This window comes from Faecalibacillus intestinalis (assembly GCF_015097455.1).
GTDB lineage: Bacteria > Bacillota_I > Bacilli_A > Erysipelotrichales > Coprobacillaceae > Faecalibacillus > Faecalibacillus intestinalis.
Map to the genome: position 1 here is coordinate 1,647,353 of NZ_AP024085.1, position 21,224 is coordinate 1,668,576.

General features: G+C 30.4%; 19 protein-coding genes and 1 riboswitch. Of the genes, 3 read left to right on the top strand and 16 right to left on the bottom strand.

The window, feature by feature from the left end:
- Positions 1–27: 27 nt before the first annotated feature.
- A complete protein-coding gene (locus Fi14EGH31_RS08970) occupies positions 28–543 on the bottom strand; it encodes an energy-coupled thiamine transporter ThiT (RefSeq protein ID WP_022000907.1) in 516 nt (171 codons plus the stop codon).
- Between the two features lie 56 nt (positions 544–599).
- Positions 600–700: riboswitch (TPP riboswitch) on the bottom strand.
- Between the two features lie 99 nt (positions 701–799).
- Between Fi14EGH31_RS08970 and Fi14EGH31_RS08975 the strand changes: the two genes are divergently transcribed.
- The gene (locus tag Fi14EGH31_RS08975; RefSeq protein ID WP_022000908.1) at positions 800–1,990 is read left to right on the top strand and encodes an acetate/propionate family kinase; all 1,191 of its coding nucleotides are present in this window, start codon (positions 800–802) and stop codon (positions 1,988–1,990) included.
- Positions 1,991–2,020: 30 nt separating this feature from the next.
- Here the strand turns inward: Fi14EGH31_RS08975 and Fi14EGH31_RS08980 are convergent, their stop codons facing one another.
- Positions 2,021–2,578: a hypothetical protein gene (locus Fi14EGH31_RS08980; RefSeq protein WP_227351855.1), complete on the bottom strand. Its 558-nt coding sequence runs from the start codon at positions 2,576–2,578 to the stop codon at positions 2,021–2,023.
- A 306-nt stretch (positions 2,579–2,884) separates the two neighbouring features.
- On the opposite strand from Fi14EGH31_RS08980, the gene glmS reads away from it, so the two are divergent.
- On the top strand, positions 2,885–4,708 hold the full coding sequence (gene glmS, locus Fi14EGH31_RS08985; protein ID WP_022000910.1) for a glutamine--fructose-6-phosphate transaminase (isomerizing): 1,824 nt from the start codon (positions 2,885–2,887) through the stop codon (positions 4,706–4,708).
- Positions 4,709–4,793: 85 nt separating this feature from the next.
- On the opposite strand, the gene rpsO is transcribed toward glmS, so the two are convergent.
- The 12 genes from rpsO to Fi14EGH31_RS09045 all read right to left on the bottom strand — a co-directional run bounded on the left by rpsO (position 4,794) and on the right by Fi14EGH31_RS09045 (position 18,212).
- The gene (gene rpsO, locus Fi14EGH31_RS08990; RefSeq protein WP_022000911.1) at positions 4,794–5,060 is read right to left on the bottom strand and encodes a 30S ribosomal protein S15; all 267 of its coding nucleotides are present in this window, start codon (positions 5,058–5,060) and stop codon (positions 4,794–4,796) included.
- Between the two features lie 110 nt (positions 5,061–5,170).
- Positions 5,171–6,184: an AI-2E family transporter gene (locus Fi14EGH31_RS08995; protein ID WP_117788786.1), complete on the bottom strand. Its 1,014-nt coding sequence runs from the start codon at positions 6,182–6,184 to the stop codon at positions 5,171–5,173.
- Positions 6,185–6,211: 27 nt separating this feature from the next.
- Complete coding sequence (locus tag Fi14EGH31_RS09000) at positions 6,212–7,969, bottom strand: phosphoenolpyruvate carboxykinase (RefSeq protein ID WP_200764719.1); 1,758 nt, start codon at positions 7,967–7,969, stop codon at positions 6,212–6,214.
- 200 nt (positions 7,970–8,169) lie between these two features.
- A complete protein-coding gene (gene lepB, locus Fi14EGH31_RS09005; protein ID WP_022000914.1) occupies positions 8,170–8,676 on the bottom strand; it encodes a signal peptidase I in 507 nt (168 codons plus the stop codon).
- Between the two features lie 26 nt (positions 8,677–8,702).
- Complete coding sequence (locus Fi14EGH31_RS09010; protein WP_022000915.1) at positions 8,703–9,428, bottom strand: SigB/SigF/SigG family RNA polymerase sigma factor; 726 nt, start codon at positions 9,426–9,428, stop codon at positions 8,703–8,705.
- Positions 9,421–9,846, bottom strand: coding sequence for an anti-sigma F factor (spoIIAB, locus tag Fi14EGH31_RS09015; protein ID WP_022000916.1), 426 nt, complete (start codon positions 9,844–9,846; stop codon positions 9,421–9,423). The genes Fi14EGH31_RS09010 and spoIIAB overlap by 8 nt, the downstream gene beginning before the upstream one ends.
- The gene (locus Fi14EGH31_RS09020) at positions 9,843–10,166 is read right to left on the bottom strand and encodes an STAS domain-containing protein (protein WP_022000917.1); all 324 of its coding nucleotides are present in this window, start codon (positions 10,164–10,166) and stop codon (positions 9,843–9,845) included. The genes spoIIAB and Fi14EGH31_RS09020 overlap by 4 nt, the downstream gene beginning before the upstream one ends.
- Positions 10,167–10,254: 88 nt before the next feature.
- On the bottom strand, positions 10,255–11,397 hold the full coding sequence (locus Fi14EGH31_RS09025) for a D-alanyl-D-alanine carboxypeptidase family protein (RefSeq protein WP_022000918.1): 1,143 nt from the start codon (positions 11,395–11,397) through the stop codon (positions 10,255–10,257).
- A gap of 138 nt (positions 11,398–11,535) precedes the next feature.
- The gene (locus tag Fi14EGH31_RS09030) at positions 11,536–11,907 is read right to left on the bottom strand and encodes an HD-GYP domain-containing protein (protein ID WP_200764720.1); all 372 of its coding nucleotides are present in this window, start codon (positions 11,905–11,907) and stop codon (positions 11,536–11,538) included.
- A 131-nt stretch (positions 11,908–12,038) separates the two neighbouring features.
- On the bottom strand, positions 12,039–14,999 hold the full coding sequence (locus tag Fi14EGH31_RS09035) for a bifunctional diguanylate cyclase/phosphodiesterase (protein WP_200764721.1): 2,961 nt from the start codon (positions 14,997–14,999) through the stop codon (positions 12,039–12,041).
- A 15-nt stretch (positions 15,000–15,014) separates the two neighbouring features.
- Entirely contained in the window at positions 15,015–16,439 is a 1,425-nt protein-coding gene (locus Fi14EGH31_RS09040) for an extracellular solute-binding protein (protein WP_200764722.1), read from the bottom strand.
- 207 nt (positions 16,440–16,646) lie between these two features.
- A complete protein-coding gene (locus Fi14EGH31_RS09045; RefSeq protein WP_107030332.1) occupies positions 16,647–18,212 on the bottom strand; it encodes an L-lactate permease in 1,566 nt (521 codons plus the stop codon).
- 137 nt (positions 18,213–18,349) lie between these two features.
- On the opposite strand from Fi14EGH31_RS09045, the gene Fi14EGH31_RS09050 reads away from it, so the two are divergent.
- The gene (locus tag Fi14EGH31_RS09050) at positions 18,350–19,651 is read left to right on the top strand and encodes a fused HPr family phosphocarrier protein/2-hydroxyacid dehydrogenase (RefSeq protein WP_022000923.1); all 1,302 of its coding nucleotides are present in this window, start codon (positions 18,350–18,352) and stop codon (positions 19,649–19,651) included.
- Positions 19,652–19,696: 45 nt separating this feature from the next.
- On the opposite strand, the gene Fi14EGH31_RS09055 is transcribed toward Fi14EGH31_RS09050, so the two are convergent.
- Both Fi14EGH31_RS09055 and Fi14EGH31_RS09060 read right to left on the bottom strand, forming a co-directional pair.
- A complete protein-coding gene (locus Fi14EGH31_RS09055; RefSeq protein WP_022000924.1) occupies positions 19,697–19,960 on the bottom strand; it encodes a hypothetical protein in 264 nt (87 codons plus the stop codon).
- Between the two features lie 177 nt (positions 19,961–20,137).
- Entirely contained in the window at positions 20,138–21,220 is a 1,083-nt protein-coding gene (locus tag Fi14EGH31_RS09060) for an RNA-guided endonuclease InsQ/TnpB family protein (protein ID WP_200764723.1), read from the bottom strand.
- Positions 21,221–21,224: the final 4 nt, after the last annotated feature.

Here is a 21,224-nt window from a genome sequence, read left to right on the forward strand (position 1 = left end):
CAAAGAAAAAAAGACTCGAAACGAGTCTTATAAATGAACTGCTTTTTTAAGCCTTGGATATAAAATCACAAACAAAATAAAGCAAGCAATGATTGTTGCAATATTATAAGGTAAGTTATAAGTTAAGTTTGCTTGTAATGGTGTTTGGAAAGCATACCATCCTGAAATCAAATGACAAATCGTTTTTAAAACACCCATTACGATAATTCCAACAGGTAGTTCATACTTACCCACCTTTAATAAAGGAATAAGTGGTGTAAGTCCAATTAAAACCATTGGTAATAAATAATCAAAGATTACCGATAAAGGACCATAAAATGTTGCAAGTCCTAAAGCAAAATGTAGACCTAAACAAACAAGTGAAACAATCAAACTGTAACCCCAATTCATCAAATAGCCACATAAAATAATTGCAACAAGCGAAAAAGCACAGTTACCACCTTTTGGCATCTCATAAAATTTTGTGCAATATTCTAAAACAACTTGCATTGCCGCAAACATTGCCATATAAGCCATATTCTTCGTAGTTAATTTAACTTCCATAGTCATCCTCCTTTAAATGAGGCAAAATAAAAACCTTTTTACATACGCAAAAAGGCAAATAAACTATTTTGCACTCTCTACGCTAGCATTACCTAGTTCAGATTATAAGGGACAAGGTTTTAACCTTTCTCAGCATTTTGCGCCCCTGGCAAGTCTTACTATAAATCAATCTCTTCTTTTTTTCAATCTTTTTATAGTTTTTTCTTCCTTGTCGGTGTTATAATGGAAAAGTATTAATAAGGAGGACTTGAATGTTATGTCAAAAATTATTTCCGTAAACGCTGGAAGTTCATCTTTAAAATTCCAATTATTTGAAATGGATGATGAAACTGTTATTACTTCTGGTGTTATTGAAAGAATTGGTTTAGAAGATTCTATTTTTACTATTAAGTATAATGGAGAAAAAGATGTCACAACTTTACCAATCGAAAACCATAAAGTTGCTGTTCAACTTTTATTAGACACTTTAATCAAAAAAGAAATTGTTAAAGATTTAGACGAAATCAAAGGTGTAGGTCATCGTGTAGTTCAAGGTGGAGCTTATTTTGATCAATCAGTAATCATTGATGATGATGTAGTTGCTAAAATTGATGAATTAAAATCATTAGCACCTTTACACAACCCTGCTCACTTAACTGGATATTATGCTTTTAAAGAAGCAATTCCTAATGCTGGAGCTGTTGCTGTATTTGATACAGCTTTCCATCAAACATTAGAACCAAAAAGTTATATTTATCCAATTCCTTACAAATATTATGTAGAAAACAAAGTACGTAAATACGGTGCTCATGGAACAAGCCATTTCTATGTTTCATCTCGTTGTCGTGAAATGATGGGAAACCCTAAACACTCACGTATTATCGTTGCTCACCTTGGAGCTGGTGGTTCTTTAACTGCTGTTAAAGATGGTAAATCAATCAATACATCTATGGGATTTACACCTCTTGCTGGTATTATGATGGGAACACGTTCTGGAGATGTTGATCCTTCAGTTATCGATTATTTAATCGAAGAAGTTGGTTTAGATATGAAAGAAGTCATCAAGATGCTTAATAAAGAATCTGGATTACTTGGTGTTTCTGGTGTATCAAGTGACTTTAGAGATGTACAAGAAGCTGCTGCCAACGGTAATGAAAGAGCGCAACTTGCCTTAGATATTTTCTTTAGAAGAGTTATTGCTTATATCGGTCGTTACTTCATTGCTTTAGGTGGAGTTGATGCTATTTGCTTTACAGCAGGTATTGGAGAAAACTCATTCTTTGCAAGAAAAGAAATTTGTAATTTATTAGCTGAAGCTTTAGGTATTGAAATTGATGATGATGCAAACGTTAATGGTAAAGGTGATCGTTTAATTTCTACGCCAAATAGTAAAGTTAAAGTTTACGTTATTCCAACAAACGAAGAATTAGTTATCGCTAGAGATACTAAGAGATTGTTAAATTTATAAGATAAAAGAAAGGTCTCCTCGTGAGACCTTTTAATATTCATCATCTTCATCAAAAATAATATGTTTTATGTGATTTTCTATTTCTTTTTTATCCGTAATTACATTGCAAAATCTTTTTCTAATATCTAATCTTTGAAGATCAACAACACGCATATCACTCAACTGCATACGACTCCTTATTGGATATTTTCTTATTTTTGCACGAATATCTAATTCATATTCAGTTGCTTCTGGCGAATCTTCTTTAATAGATGTACAGGGAATAACGAGCATTTTCGACCCAAAATCTTTTAAAACGTAGCACCAATGCCCATCCATCAATTCTTTAGGGAATCCTCTACCAATGTTAAAATAGGCCATTTGGTGAACCATAGGTCGACGAGAAACATGATAATAAGTTTGATCAGGTTCTGGATTCTCTTCTTCAACTAATTGACAATAAAAATACTCTAATTGTCTTGTTTGATGCAATAAAGAATAGGTATACTTTTCTACATCATAGCATTCTGTTTCTTTCAAATTTTTTAATGATTTTTTCATTTCGTCCATATTATATTCTACAGACATCTCACTTTTTTTATTTTCCATAAAAATACCTCCATTATTATATCGCCAAAAAAAATCATTTTTTCTTCTTTTTTTAAAAAATTTGTAGTTGATTTATAAATAAGTACTCTATATAATAGATGCGGTTATAAAATGAGATTTGAAAATAGAGCGCCAGGACTGCATTGCAGTTGACGAGGACTAGACTTATCGAAAAATTCGGCGGATGGTCTAGAGGTATGATACTACCTAAACGATGAACAAAAACTACAAGTGATTGTAAAACAAATTCATCTGGTATCCTCTTTTTTATAACCACACATATAAATATATAAAGGAGGATTTTTTATGTGTGGAATTACTGCCATTAGTGCAAACAAAGAAGCCCTACCATTCTTACTTCAAGGGCTAGAAAAACTAGAATACCGTGGATATGATTCAGCGGGTATTACAACAATTGAAGGAAACCATTTATTTACAAAAAAAGCTAAAGGCCGTCTTCAAAATTTAAAAGATTTATTAAAAGATGAAAATGTTTTAGGTCATGTTGGGATTGGTCATACTAGATGGGCTACTCATGGAATCCCATCAAATTTAAACTCTCATCCTCATACTAATAATGATGAGACTATTTCTTTAGTTCATAATGGAATTATTGAAAATTATAGAGAACTTAAAGAAATCTTAATTTTACAAGGATATCAATTTCATTCTGAAACAGATAGTGAAGTTGTTGTTCATATGATGGATTATTACTATAAAAAAGAAAAAAATTTACAAAAAGCATTAGAAAGAGTTATTACAAGAATTGAAGGAAGCTATGCTTTATGTATTGTTTCAACAATTGAGCCTGATAAAGTCTTTATCGCTAAAAAAGACAGTCCATTAGTTATTGGAAAAACAGCTGATGCTTCTGTCGCTGCCAGTGATATTCCAGCTATTTTAGATTATACAAAAGATGTTTATTTCTTAGAAGATTATGAAATCGCTATTTTAAATAAAGGAAATGTTTCTTTCTTTGATCAATACGGAAATCCTATCGAAAAAGAAATCACTACTATTCCTTATGATAATGAAGCTGCTCAAAAAGGTGGATATGATACATTCATGTTAAAAGAAATTCATGAACAACCATATGCTATTGCTGAAACTTTAAGAGGACGTGTTGAAGGAACAGATCGTATCATTTTACCTGAACTTGATGCCATTCATGATAAATTCAAAACTTTCAACAAAGCTTACTTTGTTGCTTGTGGAACTGCTTATCACGCTTGTCTTTCAGGAGCAAATATTTTAGAAAGATTAACAGGAATCCCTACTTTTACTCAAGTTGCCAGTGAATTTAGATATTGTGATCCTATCGTTGATGAAAAAACAATGTGTGTCTTTGTTTCTCAATCAGGAGAAACAGCTGATACAATGGCTGCTTTACGTTTAGCTAAAGAAAAAGGCTGTACAACAATTGCAGTTGCAAACGTTTTAGGATCATCTATTTCTCGTGAAGCTGATCATACAATTTATACATGTGCTGGTCCTGAAATTGCTGTTGCTTCAACAAAAGCTTATACAACACAATTAATTGTCTTATTATTACTTGGTATGTATATTTCTCAAGCTTTAGGAAATGAAAACGAAGATTATAAACGTATTATTGAAGGTATTGCTTCATTACCTCAACATATTGAAAACATCTTAAAAGATGAAAAAACATTTGAACATTATGCATCTTATTTAAAAGATTTAAAAGATACTTATTATATTGGTAGAAGTTTAGATTATGCTACTGTTTTAGAAGGAGCTTTAAAATTAAAAGAAGTTTCATATGTCCATGCTGATGCCTATATTGCAGGTGAGTTAAAACATGGTCCAATTGCATTAATTGAACAAGGAAGTTTAGTGATTGCTGTAGCAACACAACCAAATATTGCTGCTAAAACAATTTCTAACATTCAAGAAACAATTGCTCGTGGTGCTAATGTTATCTTATTTACAATTGATGGACAAGAAGTAGGAAATGTTAAAGAAACATATATCTTACCTGACGTTGATCCAATCTTACAATCTGTTTTAGTTGCTGTACCTTTACAACTGATTGCTTACTATGCAGCTGGTCTTAAAGGTTGTGATGTTGATAAACCACGTAACCTAGCTAAATCAGTTACAGTTGAATAAAAAGAAAACTCTATGATTCCTATTTCATAGAGTTTTTTTATCCTTTTATTCTTTTAACAAAAAAAGCGCCTAAGCGCTTTTTTAACTATCTTCTTAATCCTAATCTTTGTACTAAAGAAGCATATCTCTCGATATCTTTATTTTTTAAGTATTTTAATAAATCTCTTCTTCTACCAATTTTCTTTAATAAACCTCTATTTGAGTGTTTATCTTTTGGATGTTGTTTGAAATGACCATTTAATTTGTTGATATCTGCAGTTAATACAGCGATTTGTACTTCTGGAGAACCAGTATCTCCTTCTTTAGTAGCATATTCTTTCATGATAGCTTGTTTTTCTTGTTTTGTTAACATTTCTTTTATCCTCCATATGTTAATTTCTTGGCAATATCCAAGCTATACGTTGAGTATTCGCATATCCTAGACATTGTTGCACGACTATTATAACAAAACATATATAAATTTCAAAGACTTTTTTTAATTATTTTGTAAATCTCTTGAAAATTATTTTTTTGTCTAAAATTATTTAAAACTAACAAAACAAAAGGTGCAACCATAACCCCCCAAATACCCATCAATTTCATAAACAGATACATAGCAACAAACATATAGAGAGCTGGTATTTTGATTTTTTTAGATAAAAGATGTGGTTCTAAAATATTCCTTATCAGAGCAATGATCCCATAAAGAATTAATAGTTTTAATGATAGAGATATTTGATTTAATAAAGCAAGAGTAATGATCCAAGGAAACATAATCATCTCAATTCCTAATACTGGAAAAAAGTCAAAGAAGGCAATAAAAAAAGAAAGATTCAATGCTTGTTTGATTCCTATCACTTGAAAACCTAAAAAAAGCCCTATAAATGTGATAACAAATAAAATACTATATGTTTTTATAATGATAATAAACGTCTCTGTAAAAGAAGATATAAGGGTCGTATAAAGATTTTCTTTTTTTCTTTGAATAAGTGATTGATGAAATAAAAAAAGTATTGTTAGAAAGAAATGAATAAACAGACAAGCAATAAAATGAACCATATTCATCGCAAGCGATAATACATAATGAATACTTGTTGAAAGAATATTTTGAATGAGAGTTTGAATTTGTTGATAAAATTGCGTAAAAAAAGAAATGAGATATTGATGGCTAAGAAGTTCTTGATAAACCGTTTCTATAAAGCCTGGTAGAAAAGAAAGTGTTTTAATAAAAAAAAGACATGAAAAGAAAACAAAGAGAAAGAAACAAGTATACAAAAGAATAAAAATGATGATTGTCATAATTATTGAAAAAACTTTATTTTTTATATGCAATTTTTCTAATATCAAGTCAATAAAAGGTTTTAATAAAATAGCGGATAAATAACTTAAAACGACAATCAGACATTTTTTAAATAAAATATAAACTATCAAACATCCTATACTAAAAATAATTCCATAATATAAAAAATTAATTAACCAACGTTTTTTCTTTTCCATAGTATAAAATATAAAAAAAGAAGATGATTATTCATCATCTTCTAACATTTTTAATTCTTTTTCACCTGTAATATATTTTAAGATTTCAGTAGCTGCTTCTTTAGGACCATTATGTTCATTACCTTTAATTCCTAAACGAGTACGTAATTGTCCAACCTTAACTCCTTGATCAAACATACGTTGGAAATAATCTTGTAATAATGGTTCACATTGATCTTGTCTTTGTACAGGTCCAAATGGATTTGCAAAGTAGCTTCCTACTAAACCATATTCAGTTGTTGTTCCTTTAGCCATACGATTACCAGCTCTAAAGACTTTAAGAGCATCATCAACATTATCAAAGAAACTTAATGAATCTCCATTTTCTTCATAATTGTTTGCATATAAGAACATATCAACATCATGCTTAGCAACTACATCTTTATATTCTGTAATTGGAATAACGATACGAGCATTGACTTTATCAGGATTCATGAAAACAGACCTATCTAATTCTTTAAAACTATAACCTGCATCTAAATCATCAAGTCTTACGAAAGCCCCAATTTCTGTACCTGATGTTTTAACAGTTCCTTTTTCGTCTAATGATAATAACCCCATGTCATCATAAACAGTGATTAAATCTCTGATATAAGCTGCTCCATAAACTTTAATTTGTTCGATTGTTTCAGACTTACCAGCTCCACTATCACCCATAACAACGATATTTTTTGTTTCTCCACTTTGTAAAGTGATTTGAACCATTGCCCCATGGACTGGAAGTTGTTTTTTATTGATTTTTCTTACATTGTGTAATGTAAGCATCATTTTCTTCATGTAACCGAAATAATCAAATTCATCGTTTGCTGAAAGTAAAGCAACCATCATATCATTTTCATCATCTTGATAGAAATATTGATGTTTTTTACCATCTTCATATCCATAAACATAAATCATATCTGGTTTTCTATTACGATATTCTTCTTCAGTTGCTAATTGGAATAAGTTACATAAAGTAACACCTTGTGCCATATAAGCGACATTGAAATAAACAAAACATAATAGATCTCCTACTTTTGCAGGATAACAGAACCATTGATCTTGATCAAATTTTAAATCTTCAATTGGGTTTTTCTTTGTTTCAGGGAAAACCCCATCTCTTTTATTACGTTTTGAATATGTAATAAAAGGTGGATGAATAATAACTGATTCAATAAATGGAATATTGTCTAAACAACGATATTCATATGGTAAAAATGAACGCATATTTGAAACACGTAACCCTGCATTGACACCTGCAGTGATTTGACGTAAAACATTTTCACTTTGTCCAATACATTTATTTTTAATTGATCGATATACTGATAAAACAAGCGCTTCAAAGTTAACTTGTGCATCAGCGAATTGAACGTTTTGATATCCCCCTCTTGATTCTTCATTATAAACCACACTATAACGTTGTAAACGACGCCAGAATAAATAGACATCTTCAATTACTTGTGTAAATTCATCCATATCTCTAAAATATGGAGCAAATTTAGGATAAATTGAAGCTAATTCCTTAGGATCCATAACGAGTAATAATCTAAAAACCGTTCTTAAATCATCAACAATATCAATACTTTCTTTTTGAACTTCTCTCAAGTATTCATAAGCTGTTGTTTTCTTTCTTTTGATATCGTGTACATACCCTTTAAGTACACGCGCAAAAGATTCGCTTTCAATCAACTCACAACGTGATTGACAGTATTCTTCTGAAAAGTTAAGAATTGCATTTCCTCTAGTAATTTTAAATTTATATGACATTTTATCATCCTTTCCACCAATAAGATTCCCCATAAATTGCCTTATTGATTGACATTATCTTACCATAATTTTTTTCACAAGCAAAATAAAAACAGTAAAAATATGATTTATTTTTCGATTTTTTTGCTTAAAGTTATACAATTAAGATTTGTTTATCATACAGATGTTTTTTTATTACATATCTATACAAAAAAAGACTCCTATAAAGGAATCTTAAAAAAGACTTTACCAATGACATCATTATCAAAATCAAAATAGCCTAATTTTCTAGAATCTAAAGAATGATTACGATTATCCCCCATGACAAACACTTTTCCTTTAGGAATATCAATAGAAAGATCTTCTGTATTCATATTCTCTTTAATGTAATTTTCTTTTATCTTTTTACCATTAATATACACTTCATTATTTTTAATATCTAGATGATCCCCACCAACAGCAATAACTCGTTTAATAATAAGCGTATCATCTAAACCATCATCATAATCTACAATAATAATATCATTTCTTTTAGGTTGACTATGTTTATAAAAAACTTTATCAATCAAAACAATATTATTTTGAAAATAAGTATTTTCCATACTTGAACCATTAACTCTTGATATTTGCACAAACTGTAAAAATATAAAAGTTGCAATAACTGTTAAAACAATGACTCTTACATATTCCAATATAATTGATGTCGTACTTTCTTTTCTTTCATTCATAAAATCACCTGAATGAATTATATCACTTAATGAGATTCATTCAAATGTTTTCTTAATTTTGTAATGATTTTCTTTTCTAATCTAGATACTTGTACTTGAGAAATATTTAATCTTTGCGCCACTTTTTCTTGATTGAAATCCAACTGATATCTCATATATAAAATAAGTCTTTCTTTTTCATCAAGTTTTTCTATTTCTAATTTCAATGCAATTTTTTCAAACCACATTGTATGATGTTTATCTTCTATTCTTTCCTCCATTGAAATTGTAGATCCATCTTTTTCATATATCGGTTCAGAAAGTGAAGTTGGATAATAAGAAGCATCTATAGCTTCTACAACATCCATGACATCTACTTCCAGTTCCTTTGCTATTTCTTGAACCGTCGGTTCATAACCATAAAGTGTAATTAATTTTTCTTTTGCTTTGTTAATTTTGATATTCAATTCCTTAAGTGAACGAGAAACCTTGATCGTCCCATCATCCCTAAAATAGCGTTTGATTTCTCCCATAATAATAGGCACCGCATACGTTGAAAATTGAACACCATAATGAACATCAAAATTATTAATAGCTTTCATGAGACCAATACACCCTATTTGAAAAAGATCTTCTTTATCATAATAATTATTCTTAAAACGATGAACAATCGACCAAACTAAACCTAAATTATTTTTTACAATTAATTCCTTAGCTGTTTCATCCCCTTGTTGTGCTAATTGAATATTGTTTAAAACAGCTTCTTTATTCATGGACAATTCTTTTTTTCATTATGAGTTGAGTTCCTAATTCTAAAGAAGATTCGATTGTCATTTCATCACATAATGCTTCAATAATACTCAGTCCCATTCCAGCATGTTCTAATTCTTTTTTAGAAGTAAACATCGGTTGTCTTGCTTTTTCAATATCTTGAATACCTTGTCCTTTATCAATGACATAGATTGTAAGCAAATCATCTTCGATATAAGCTTTAACCTTTACAAGACAGCCTTTATCACCGTTATAACCATGAATGATGGCATTAGAAACAGCCTCTCCTACAACCGTTTTAATTTCTACAATTTCATCTACCGTAGGATTTAAACAAACCACAAAAGAGGCAATACATGTTCTTACAAAAGGTTCATTTTCTAAAGTTGCACTAAAAGATAATGACATTTCATTTGTCATATTTGCGCCTCCTTTAAATATTCCATAATTTCAAATAATCCACTTAACTCAAAAACCTTATAAGCTGTATTAGACAATCTTCTAAGTGATAATTTTCTTCCTTCTTTAGATAATTGTTGATACCTGCCTAAAACCAACCCTACCCCTGCACTATCGATAAAAGTCGTATGTTTAAAATCAAAAATGACATCATCATCATTAATCGCTAGAAGTACATTTAATTTATTTCGATAATACGCAACATTATAACCATCTATTTCTCCGTAAAATGAAATAATCAGTTGTCCATTTTCAATTTCATGTTCCATTTTATTTTCCATTTTTTCATCTCCTTAAATGCATCTTAGCTCATCTTAAAAAGAAAAAAAATAGATTCGACAAAACTAGAAATAATGACAAAAAAAGAGTCTAAATCAACGATTTATAGACTCTCAATAATTTATCTAAAAAATTCATTTTTTTGACATCTTTTTCTAAATATAAAGAATAACTTGCAATTGTCTTATTTTGTTTTTTCACTACTAATTCTCCTATTTCCTGATTTTTAAAAACAGGAAGTTCTATTTGATTATATTTGATTTTCGTTTTCACTTCTCCCTTACTTGCTCTATCATTTAAATAATAAATATCTTTAGGTGTAATAACTTTAACTTCTTGATCAACCAAATCTTTGATCTTTAACGTATCTAACACTTCTCCTTTAGAATAGAGTTTTATTTGTTGATACTTAGAATAACCATAATTCAATAAACCTTTCATATCTTCATTCCGTGTTTGGGGCTTATCTTCATTCATTAAAACACCTATTAAACGTAAATTATCTTTTTTACACGTTGTTACAATACAATACCCTGCTTCTTTGGTATAACCTGTTTTTAAGCCATCGACCCCTTGATATTGTTTTAAAAGTTTATTTGTATTAACAAGCCAAAATTTTTGATGATTTTTTTCACGAATGTAACTATCATATAACGATGTTACTGAAAACAGTTTTTTCCCACCTATTTTAATTAAATACGCTCCCATGGTTGCTAAATCTTTAGCACATGTGTAATGTTCAACGTCATGAAGTCCTGTGCAATTTTTAAAATGTGTATTCACCAGTTTCAATTGTTTAGCCTTTTCATTCATCATTTTAACGAACTCTTGATGACTGCCAGCAATTCCTTCTCCAATTAAAACAGATGCATCATTTGCAGAAGCAATTGCCACACATTTAAAAAGTTCATTAACACTCATTTTTTCATTTTCTTCTAAATAAACTTGACTTCCTCCCATACTTGCAGCATAGGCTGAACAACTAAGTGTATCATTCCAATTAATCCTTTTTTCTTTAATAGCTTCAAATAATAAAATCATTGTCATAATTTTTGTCGTAGATGCAGGATATAATCTTTTCGTTTCATTTTTATGATATAAAACTTGTTGACTATTTGCATCAATCAAAATTGCACTTTCTGCCCCACTTGCAAGATTTGTTGCATGAACAACATTGATTTGACAAAAAAGCATCATGATCCCTATTAATAAACATAATCCTTTTTTTAACATGTAAAACCACCTCATGACATTGTATGTTTTTTTGTCATTTTCTTGATAAAAACGAAAAAAAAGAGAAAACTACTTTTCCCTAAATTTTTTCTATTTCATGATAACAAAAATCAATTGTCTATATATCTCGATAATTTTTTATGTCATCGTATCAATTGAATCGCATAAAGCAATAATACGTAATCCTAAAGGAATTTCTTTACTGTTGAGGCCATATCGTTCATGATGATGTAAAACAATTTTACTAAAAGGTGCTAACAAATGTGATTTATCAAGAATATTCGCACCTATTTGAGGGTGTGTTTTCATCATTTCCCATTCTTGTTCATCTAATTTTCCTTCTTTATTTAAAATCGCATCATCAATTCCTATTTTAACAATATCATGCAAATGGGCAGCAATATGCATCATCCGATTTAAACCAAGTAATCTACAAAGAATTTCTACCATATCACTTACGCTTTTTGAATGTCCTGCCGTATAAGGACTTTTAGCATCTAATGCCGCCATGATACATCCAATAATTTCATGATACTCTAACAATGTACTTTTTTACATTGACATTTTCTTGTATGTCTGCTCATTTCTAGCCTCCTGTTATCAAACGCTAACAATTATAACAAAGAAAAGATGATTTTTCATCATCTTTTCTTCCAATAATTTTTAATTGTTTGTATAGATTCATCAAAAACTTCTTGAGGGTTTGATTGAGGATAAGATAAGTAATAACCTTGTAAATAATCCACCCCTAACTCTAAGACTTTAAGAAGTTCTTCTTTCGTTTCAATACCCTCTGCAATAATATAAGCCTCTCTTTGATGTGCATACTCAACAATATTTGAAACAAGTTGTTGCTTATCAAAATCTTTATCAATATCTCTTACAATAGTAAGATCAATTTTTATGTATTTTGGATTTAAATTTAATAAATTAATTTCTGTATTATAACCACTACCATAATCATCCAACGCAAACATTCCTGAAAAACCTTCGGTTTCTCTTTTACGAACCAAAGCTTCTTCTGACATATTTTCTTCTTCTGTTACTTCTACGACGATTTGTGATTGAATATGACTAAAACAGTGATGGAAGCGTGTACGGTCTTCATCATTTAAAGACACCGATGCAATAGAATTAATAAATAATAAAGCATCTTCTTTAACTAATTTATTTTTTCTTAATTGATCAAAAGTTTCTGTTGATTTAAAAATACAAATTCTTTCTACATCTTCCAGTTTATTTTCCTCACGTGCAATTTTTAAAATCATTTCAGGATTTTTCAAAGTAGCAAGTTGACTATGCATTAAAGCTTCATAAGCGATAATTTCTCCATTTTTTGCAGAAAGAATCGGTTGGAAATGATATGTTAATTGTTCCTTTTCAATTAATTGATGGAATTCTAAACGCATTTGTCGATTAAGTTTTTCATCTTCATAAAGAGCCTTATCAAATTCTGCAAGATTTCCTTTTGTAGATTTCTTAACTTGATACATTGCAAAATCCGCATATTTTTTCAAAAAGTCAAAATAAACACTATTTTGAGGATACCAAGAGATTCCAATAGAGGCACTTAAATTCATTTTATTACCATTAGGTAATAAAACTGTTCTATGTTGCATAATTGATGTCATTGAAATAAGTCTTTGTCGTATTTCTTCTTGACTGTCATAACCATATAAGAATAAATAGAACTCATCTCCTGAAACGCGCGCACAAATTGTTTTTTCAGGAACATTTTCTTGGAAACATTTTCCACATTGGTGAATATAGTTATCACCCCAATCATGTCCAAAAGCATCATTGATTTTTTTCAAGTTGTCTAAATCAATCATCACCAAGGCAGCAATTTTTAGTTGTTCAGAGTGTTCAAATAGATAATCCATGTGTCTTTGGAAAGAAAAACGATTATATAATCCTGTTAAAACATCAAAATCACGTTCATGTTCAATACGTTGTCTTTCTAAATAATTTGTCGTAATATCTTCGGCAATACCAATTTCACGATCTGCTTCTTTTCTCATTTTCAAACGTACATAACGTAGGCCTACATATTTTTTTATACAGTAAATACGTTCGTTTTCATTTTCAATTTCAACTTGATAATCTCTTTCTACTTCTTTAAATAATTCTTCAAATTGCTCATAAGCTAAAGGAAGAGTGACCTTATCAATACCAAGCAACAAGAAGAAATTGTCTGTGACATAAACATTTTCACTTCCCTTTTTAATTTCATAACCACCAATATCAATACTTGCCATATTCATAATGTTTAAGAATTTTGTCGACGTTTCCAAAACTTCCTGACTTAAATCAATAATTGCGGATGAAAACTGATCAATTTCTTGAATACCTGTCGCGTGTAATTCTGGTATTTCTTTTACTAGTCTAGAATTATCCACTTCTTTAGAAAGACGACTGATTGGTCCAGATATTTTTCTAGACACATAAAAGATTCCAATTAATGAAACAATTCCTACTAATACAATCATTGAAATTTGTAGGTAAAAAATATGATTAGAGAATGTATAAAGCTGATTTCGTTCAACAAGTGATACCAATTGCCATTGGTGCTTAGAGAAAGGACCATTACTATTATAAATATTCAAATTTTGAACTGCTGCATAATATTCTTTCCCATTTAAAAAGACAAAATTATTTTTATCATTATCTTCTGTTAAATAGAATTTTTTTAATTGCTTACGCTTTACTGATGCCGAGGAAACAACTAAAGAATTGTGTTGATCATTCATTTCTACAGAAAGGACATAGCTTCCTTGATTATCATTTTTAAGTTCATCGATCGGCATTAAATTTTCTAAATAAGAAGTAAGAAGTTCAACACCCACCACTCCATAAACGGTTCCATCTGATAAAATAAGTGGCATCGAATAAGAAATTGCAGAATTATCATCATTTTTTAAATGATAGCTTTTTTCATTCCAATAGCCATATTCCTTTGCTTCCATCTTTATTTTATCATGATATGCTTTTTCAAAAGGTTTATAGAGTAAAGTGTTTTCTTCTGTTGAAAGATCAAAGGTCGATTCCCAATGCGTATCCGTTGAAATATTAAGAGAACGAACAACTTCCACGGGTGCTTTTTCTAAAAGTAAATCTCCATACTCTTTTACAGAAAACGTACTAGGATCATTGTTTCGAATATAGATTCCTGGTTTATTATCTTTATTTTCTCTTAAATCATGTGTATTTAAAATAACAAAAATTCCTGTTGCTTCTTTACTATAAAGCGTTGAAATCAATTCCTTAGAAATCTCATTTAAAAGTGGAGCACTTGCTTTACTTGAAGAATCCAATGTTTGTAAAGAAATGACATCTTGGTCAATAAGTTGTTGAGTACGTTCATTAATTGTTTGTGAAATCGTTGATAAATTAGACCACTTTTGAATCATTTCATTTTGTAGATAGCTTCTTCTATTTTCTGTTTGTTGTATCAAAATATCTCTAGCATTTTTATCAAGCTGATCATTAATCCCCAAAATCCAATAACTTCCTGTCATTAAGACAATTTCAACAAGAACCACTATTAAAAGTGGCCTTAAAATCGTCCGATATACCGTTTTAGAATTTCCCATCTTATTCATAACGATAATCTCCTATTAATCTTCATATGTTTGTAATTGCGTTTTTGTTTCTTGATACCATTGTTCAAAGTATTCATCACTAGTAAATGAAGCTGTTGCTTGATCAAGATCTTGCCCATTTTTTAAATTGGTTTCAACAACTTGTCGATCTTCAGTCGCTTTATCTGCCATCATTGATTGTAAGTAGGCTCTTGCTGTTGTTCCTTGTTTAAAAGCTTTTGGAGAATACATTGCATTTTCTTTTACTGTGTCAATTGAAACTTCTACAACTTTTTGAGTATCCATATTGTTGTTATTATCAACAAGTGGTTCTACTTTATTAGCTTCTTTTTTAACAGGAAGATATCCTGTTTCTTTAGAAAATTGTACGTTTTGTTTAGTATCTGTTAACCATTTTAAAAATTCAACAGCAGCTTGTTGTTTTGTTTTTGTTGTTTTCATTACAGCCATTCCTGCACCTTGTTGAATCGCATAATTTTTACTATCTTTAAATTGAGGACATGATAAGGTTTCCATTTTAATTGAATATGTTTCATCATTACTATTTGTTACGGTTTTAGGAAAATAAGTTGCTGAAGAACTCGATCCAACATAACCAATAATATTTCCTGTTTTAATGTCATCTGTTCTAAAGACACCAGAAGCAGTAAAATAACCTTTAATATAAGGAATATAATAATTATCCCATAATTTACGTGCAACTTTTTCATTGTAATCAAGTTTCATTTTTCCATTTTTAACTTTAAAGATTTCATCTCCTAATTGCATAGAACCCGCCAAAATATAGTTTGCCATCGCATCACGACCAAAGAACGCTTTTCCATCATTTGGTTTTGGTGTTAAACTATCCGTCCATTCATAATATTTTTGTGAAACTTCTACAAGTCCTTCAATTGTTGATAAATCTTTAGAACTTACATTGGTTGCTTTTGCAAAAATATCAAAATCTGTTTTATTGATTGTTAAAATTTCTGTTGATTTTGCAACAGGAAAAACTTTCAATTTTCCATTATTTAAAATATTCCCATCTTGAACATATCCCTCAATATATTCATCAAGTTCATCATCACTAAAATATTTATTTAAATCAACAATACCATGCATTTGATCAATTGTATAAGCAATGTCATTATAGGCTGAAAACATATCTGGAATCTCACTTGCTCCTACTTTCTTTTCAATAGAATCTTTAAGATTTTTTTCCAAATCATTTACCGTTCCACAAGAAACACTTTCAACATATATCCCATTTTCTTTCCCTTGTGTACGATTAAATTTCTTAACTAACGTATTAAACGAACTTAATTGATCTCCGTTATAATAGGTCCATACTGTAATATCAACAGGATTTGAGGAAGAATAAAGTTCTTCTTTTTGACTCCCACATCCTGATAATAAAACCCCTAAAATAATAAAACTACTCATAATTCCCTTTTTCATATTTTTCCACCTTCTTGGCACCTATTATCTCATAAAATCTCCTTTCTATCGAGGATTTTCTATGAAATTAATACATATTTACTTTTTATAATGAATTAAAAAAGAAATCATTTACTGTGATTTCTCTTTTCATATAATAATTTAAAATCTACCTAAAGAAAAAGAAGTATCTTTTTACAGATACTTCCTAAATCATTTATTTTTAATTTAAGCAATTCCAAAGATTGCCCATACGTATTGTCCAAAGAAACATACGAGTGCACTAATAATAATGAATAAAGCAGCGTATGGTAATACTTTTTTAAGTAATTCTCCATCTCTACCCGCTTCATCAACAGCGACTAATCCAATAGCAATACTTTGTGGTGCCATCATTTTACCAGTAGCAACACCTAAGCTGTTTGCGGCAGCAAGCCAATATTTATTAGCACCAATACTTGCAGCAGTAGACATTTGAACTGATCCAAATAAAGCACTTGAACTTGTACCTGATCCTGTAACGAATGTACCTAATGCTCCTAACATTGGGGCAAAGAATGGATAAACAGGTCCAAATACTGAAAATAAAGCGGCAACAGCAGCAATCATTCCTGAATATTGCATAACACGAGCTGTTGCTAAAATAAATAACATTGTTAAAATTGTAAACATCATTTGTTTTAATGTTGCAATAAAGACAGCAACCATTTCTGATACTTTTGCTTTTTGGATAAATCCACCAACGATTGCACATAAAATAATTAAGACACCTGGTGTATTGATCCATGTAAATGTTGTCATACTTGCGTTTTTGTATGTAGAAATTTTTACACTTGTCGCAAATGATGATAACGCATCATGGATTGGTGGTACTAAATTACTTGTAAGTAATAAAACAACAAAGATTAAAATAAACGGTGATAATGCTTGTAAAGTTTTTCCTACTTTTAAAGGACTTCCTTTTTTTACTTCTAAACGATATTCATCAGGAATAGCGTCTGGATTTGTAAATTTCATACTAGCTAAAATTGTACATACTAATGAGATAACTGAAGCTGCAACCCCCGCAAGTTCAGCACCAACAAAATATGAAACAACCATTTCTGGAATTAAGAAAGATAATCCTGAAACTAAAACAACTGGTACAATTCCTTTAAAGGCAGAACCTTTTCCTTTTGTACTTTTTCCTAAAATATAAACCATCACAAATGGTGTTAAAATAATTAAAACACTTAAAGCACAAGAAGTTGCAAAAGCAATTAAGTTATTTTCTAAACCTAAGTTTGTTGCAAGTGTTACTGTAGGAATAGCAATTGACCCAAATGGTGTTGGTGTTGAATTGGCAACTAAACAAACAAGACAGGCTAGAATTGGATCAAAATCTAAAACCCATAACATACTTGCTGGAATTGCAACTGCTGTACCAAATCCAGCCATTGCTTCCATGAAACCACCAAATGACCATCCAATTAATAAAACTAAAACACGTTTATCAGCGGATACACTTGTAAGTAATTTTTTAATCATATCGATTGATCCTGTACGTAAAGATAAGTTATACGTAAAAACTGCTGCAATAATAACGATAACAATTGGCCACATTGCAAACGCAAAACCTTCTAAAACAGAAGTTAATGTATCTGACATTGAGAATCCAAAATATGTTAATGCTTCAACCGCAGCAATAATTAAGGCACCTAAAGCAGCCTTATATCCTGGCCATTTTAAACCACATAAAGCGATTACTAACCAGATAATAGGTAATAAACCTAAGATAAAATTAATAATTAGCATTATTTTTCCCCCTCTTGACAAACCTATTATAGTGATATTTTATAAAATTTCCATTACTTTTGTAATTTTTCTCAATTTCTTCTTTATTCTCATATTTTTTGTGCTAAAATGGTCTTGCAAAATGGAGGAGATTTAAAATGAAAGAAATTAGTTATGTAGTTAATAACACATTAGGTATTCATGCAAGACCTGCTGCATTGCTTGCTCAATGTTGCGTGAATTTCAAAAGCCAAGTAAGAATTCACTTAGGTGATAAAGTGGCTGATGGAGACAACGTTCTTCAAATCTTAGCATTAGGTGCTAAAAAAGGCGATACTTTAAGAGTTGATATCGATGGTGATGACGAAGAAGTTGCAGCAAAAGCAATCGAAGAATTATTACATGGTGCTTTTGAAGAAAAGAAACCTGTAGATGTTTTAAAAATTGCATTCTTTGGAACTAAAGATTATGATAGAACTTTCTTTAGTGAATTAGTAAAAGATAAAGGTCAAGGAACTTACAATTCAGATATCAAATATTTTGATTCTCAATTAGGACCTGAAACTGCTGGTTTAGCTCAAGGTTATGATGCTGTATGTATCTTCGTTAACGATAACGCTTCAAGACCAGTTGTTGAAAAATTACATGAATGTGGTGTTAAATTAATCTTATTACGTTGTGCTGGATTCAACAATGTTGATTTACAAGCTGCAAAAGAATATGGAATTACAGTTTTACGTGTTCCTGCTTATTCACCATATGCAGTTGCTGAACATGCAATGGCAATTCTACAAGAAGCAAACCGTCGTTTACACAAAGCTTATACAAAAGTTAAAGATAATAACTTTGCTTTAAGTGGTTTATTAGGTTTAGACCTACATAATAAAGTTGCTGGTATCATGGGTACTGGTAAAATCGGTCAATGTATGGCTAGAATTTGTAAAGGTTATGGTATGACAGTTTTAGGATGGGATGCTTATCCTAACCAAGCATTAGTTGATGAAGGTTTATTAACTTATGTAAGTAAAGAAGAATTATTAAAGAGAGCTGATTTAATTTCTTTACACTGTCCATTAATTATGGGAGATAATGGAACTTATCATTTAATTAACGATGAAACAATCGCTTTAATGAAAGATACAGTTATGTTAGTTAATACAAGTAGAGGACCTATCATTGATCCTGAAGCATTAATTAGAGCATTAAAACAAGGTAAATTCCATGCTGTTGCTTTAGACGTATATGAAGGTGAAGATAATAACGTTTATACAGATAAAAGTGATGTTGCTATCACAAACGATATCACAGCTCGTTTACAAATGTTCCCTCAACTTGTTTTAACAAGTCACCAAGCATTCTTTACTCGTGAAGCTTTACAAGCAATCGCTGTTGTTACAATGGAAAATGCACGTAACTTCAATGAAGGTAATGAATTAGGAAACGCTGAATGTAAAGCATAATAATAATAATGGAGCCAAGTGTGGCTCCTTTTTTATTACTTAAAATTATGATATTATTTTTAATAATTCTTGGGTTAATTTTGAATCTAAAGCAGTAAATAGCTTTTTACCTTGGTTGTTTGTGAATACATAGCATACATCGTTTTTTTCTTGATATTGTAAGGCACTTTTGTATTTAGGAAGTTCAAATCTAACTCCATTTTTAATCTTATCTAAAACATATTCTTTTTCTCCAAAAGTACTATCAATCACCACTTTATTGTTTTCAATATCAATCACTTTAATTGTCGTAAGATGAACATCAAACATACATAATCCCTCCTTTTTTATAAATTATAATACTTACTTGTTTGACACTCCCCATGTCTAAAGACAGGAGATTCTTGCTACCTGTTAACATTGTTGGCTGACCAGTTCATTTCTGATAGGTCGCAGTGCAAGTTAGGGGTATGCCATTACCCTTCCTAGAGCAGAACCTATAGTTCTCTAGGCAGTATATCTGTTACCAATATACTCAGTTGAGTTGCATATATTTATAGCTCCTAGCAGATCCCTGTGTGTATGATATCCACATCTGCATATATAATTCCTGTCTTTTGCATGTTGGATTCTTCCACATATCGGACAAATTTGACTTGTATACGCTGGATCTACATACTCAACTTCTATGCCTGCCAGTTTTGCTTTGTATTCTATAAATGTAGCTAGTCTATAGAACGACCATGTATGCAGGTTATGATTGTTTTTTCGACTTGTTCTTGTCGTAGAGCGGATGTTTTGTAGTCGCTCTAACTTGATTACTGAGACATCATGTGCTTTTGCTGTATTTACGATTTCACGACTTAGCTTATGATCTATATCTTTCATGATACGTTGTTCTTTGTTGTTGATCTTAACAACTGCTTTTGGCTTCTTAGCTTTTTGAAATCTTTTTCTAAGATTATTGTAGTGTCTTCTTATATATTTGTTTTTTCTCCCATTTCCATAAAACTTGATACTTCCATCTGGACAGTAACTTACCGCAGGACATTTGATTCCAAGATCAACACCCATGACATTGTCATTTGAAGAAGCAGCATCTTCTTTGGCATCATAGACGATTTGTGCTACGAGATCATGCCCTTTTACAACAATACGCATCGTTCCTAATTTACTGGATGAAAAAATTGATTTCTGTCTTTTGGATATTTTTGTCTTGACTGATATACGTTTTGACTTTCCATTGATCATTACTGGAAAGCTTATACTGTCATCACTGATTCTAAAATTTTGATTGTTGATATAACAACACATTTTTTTCAAAACAGGAAGTTTTACTTTAGTATTTGAATTTCTTAAAGCCTTATTATATTTTCTTATGATGGACTTAGCATCTCGAATACATTGATTACATAAGGCACTTGGAAGAGCAGCATTTACATCTGCTGTTGTTATTTTTGTAATAGCTCTTCCATTGATTGCATCAAGAACAAGATGATTGACTGTAGAAATATACTCTGTCATCGTTGCCTTGATCAATTCTGTCTGATATTTATTTGGATAAAGCTTGACTGTTTCTGTTAATTGCATAGAT

Excerpts from the sequence above, each read along its gene's own strand:
- Fi14EGH31_RS09025 (WP_022000918.1), bottom strand. The coding sequence starts at position 11,397 with ATGTTAAAAAAAGGATTATGTTTATTAATAGGGATCATGATGCTTTTT.
- Fi14EGH31_RS09050 (WP_022000923.1), top strand. The coding sequence starts at position 18,350 with ATGAAAGAAATTAGTTATGTAGTTAATAACACATTAGGTATTCATGCA.
- Fi14EGH31_RS08970 (WP_022000907.1), bottom strand. The coding sequence starts at position 543 with ATGGAAGTTAAATTAACTACGAAGAATATGGCTTATATGGCAATGTTT.
- rpsO (WP_022000911.1), bottom strand. The coding sequence starts at position 5,060 with ATGTTAACAAAACAAGAAAAACAAGCTATCATGAAAGAATATGCTACT.
- Fi14EGH31_RS09000 (WP_200764719.1), bottom strand. The coding sequence starts at position 7,969 with ATGTCATATAAATTTAAAATTACTAGAGGAAATGCAATTCTTAACTTT.
- Fi14EGH31_RS09040 (WP_200764722.1), bottom strand. The coding sequence starts at position 16,439 with ATGAAAAAGGGAATTATGAGTAGTTTTATTATTTTAGGGGTTTTATTA.
- Fi14EGH31_RS09020 (WP_022000917.1), bottom strand. The coding sequence starts at position 10,166 with ATGGAAAATAAAATGGAACATGAAATTGAAAATGGACAACTGATTATT.
- Fi14EGH31_RS08975 (WP_022000908.1), top strand. The coding sequence starts at position 800 with ATGTCAAAAATTATTTCCGTAAACGCTGGAAGTTCATCTTTAAAATTC.
- Fi14EGH31_RS09035 (WP_200764721.1), bottom strand. The coding sequence starts at position 14,999 with ATGAATAAGATGGGAAATTCTAAAACGGTATATCGGACGATTTTAAGG.
- Fi14EGH31_RS09060 (WP_200764723.1), bottom strand. The coding sequence starts at position 21,220 with ATGCAATTAACAGAAACAGTCAAGCTTTATCCAAATAAATATCAGACA.
- glmS (WP_022000910.1), top strand. The coding sequence starts at position 2,885 with ATGTGTGGAATTACTGCCATTAGTGCAAACAAAGAAGCCCTACCATTC.
- Fi14EGH31_RS08995 (WP_117788786.1), bottom strand. The coding sequence starts at position 6,184 with ATGGAAAAGAAAAAACGTTGGTTAATTAATTTTTTATATTATGGAATT.
- lepB (WP_022000914.1), bottom strand. The coding sequence starts at position 8,676 with ATGAATGAAAGAAAAGAAAGTACGACATCAATTATATTGGAATATGTA.
- Fi14EGH31_RS08980 (WP_227351855.1), bottom strand. The coding sequence starts at position 2,578 with ATGGAAAATAAAAAAAGTGAGATGTCTGTAGAATATAATATGGACGAA.
- Fi14EGH31_RS09055 (WP_022000924.1), bottom strand. The coding sequence starts at position 19,960 with ATGTTTGATGTTCATCTTACGACAATTAAAGTGATTGATATTGAAAAC.
- Fi14EGH31_RS09030 (WP_200764720.1), bottom strand. The coding sequence starts at position 11,907 with ATGGCGGCATTAGATGCTAAAAGTCCTTATACGGCAGGACATTCAAAA.
- Fi14EGH31_RS09045 (WP_107030332.1), bottom strand. The coding sequence starts at position 18,212 with ATGCTAATTATTAATTTTATCTTAGGTTTATTACCTATTATCTGGTTA.
- spoIIAB (WP_022000916.1), bottom strand. The coding sequence starts at position 9,846 with ATGACAAATGAAATGTCATTATCTTTTAGTGCAACTTTAGAAAATGAA.
- Fi14EGH31_RS09010 (WP_022000915.1), bottom strand. The coding sequence starts at position 9,428 with ATGAATAAAGAAGCTGTTTTAAACAATATTCAATTAGCACAACAAGGG.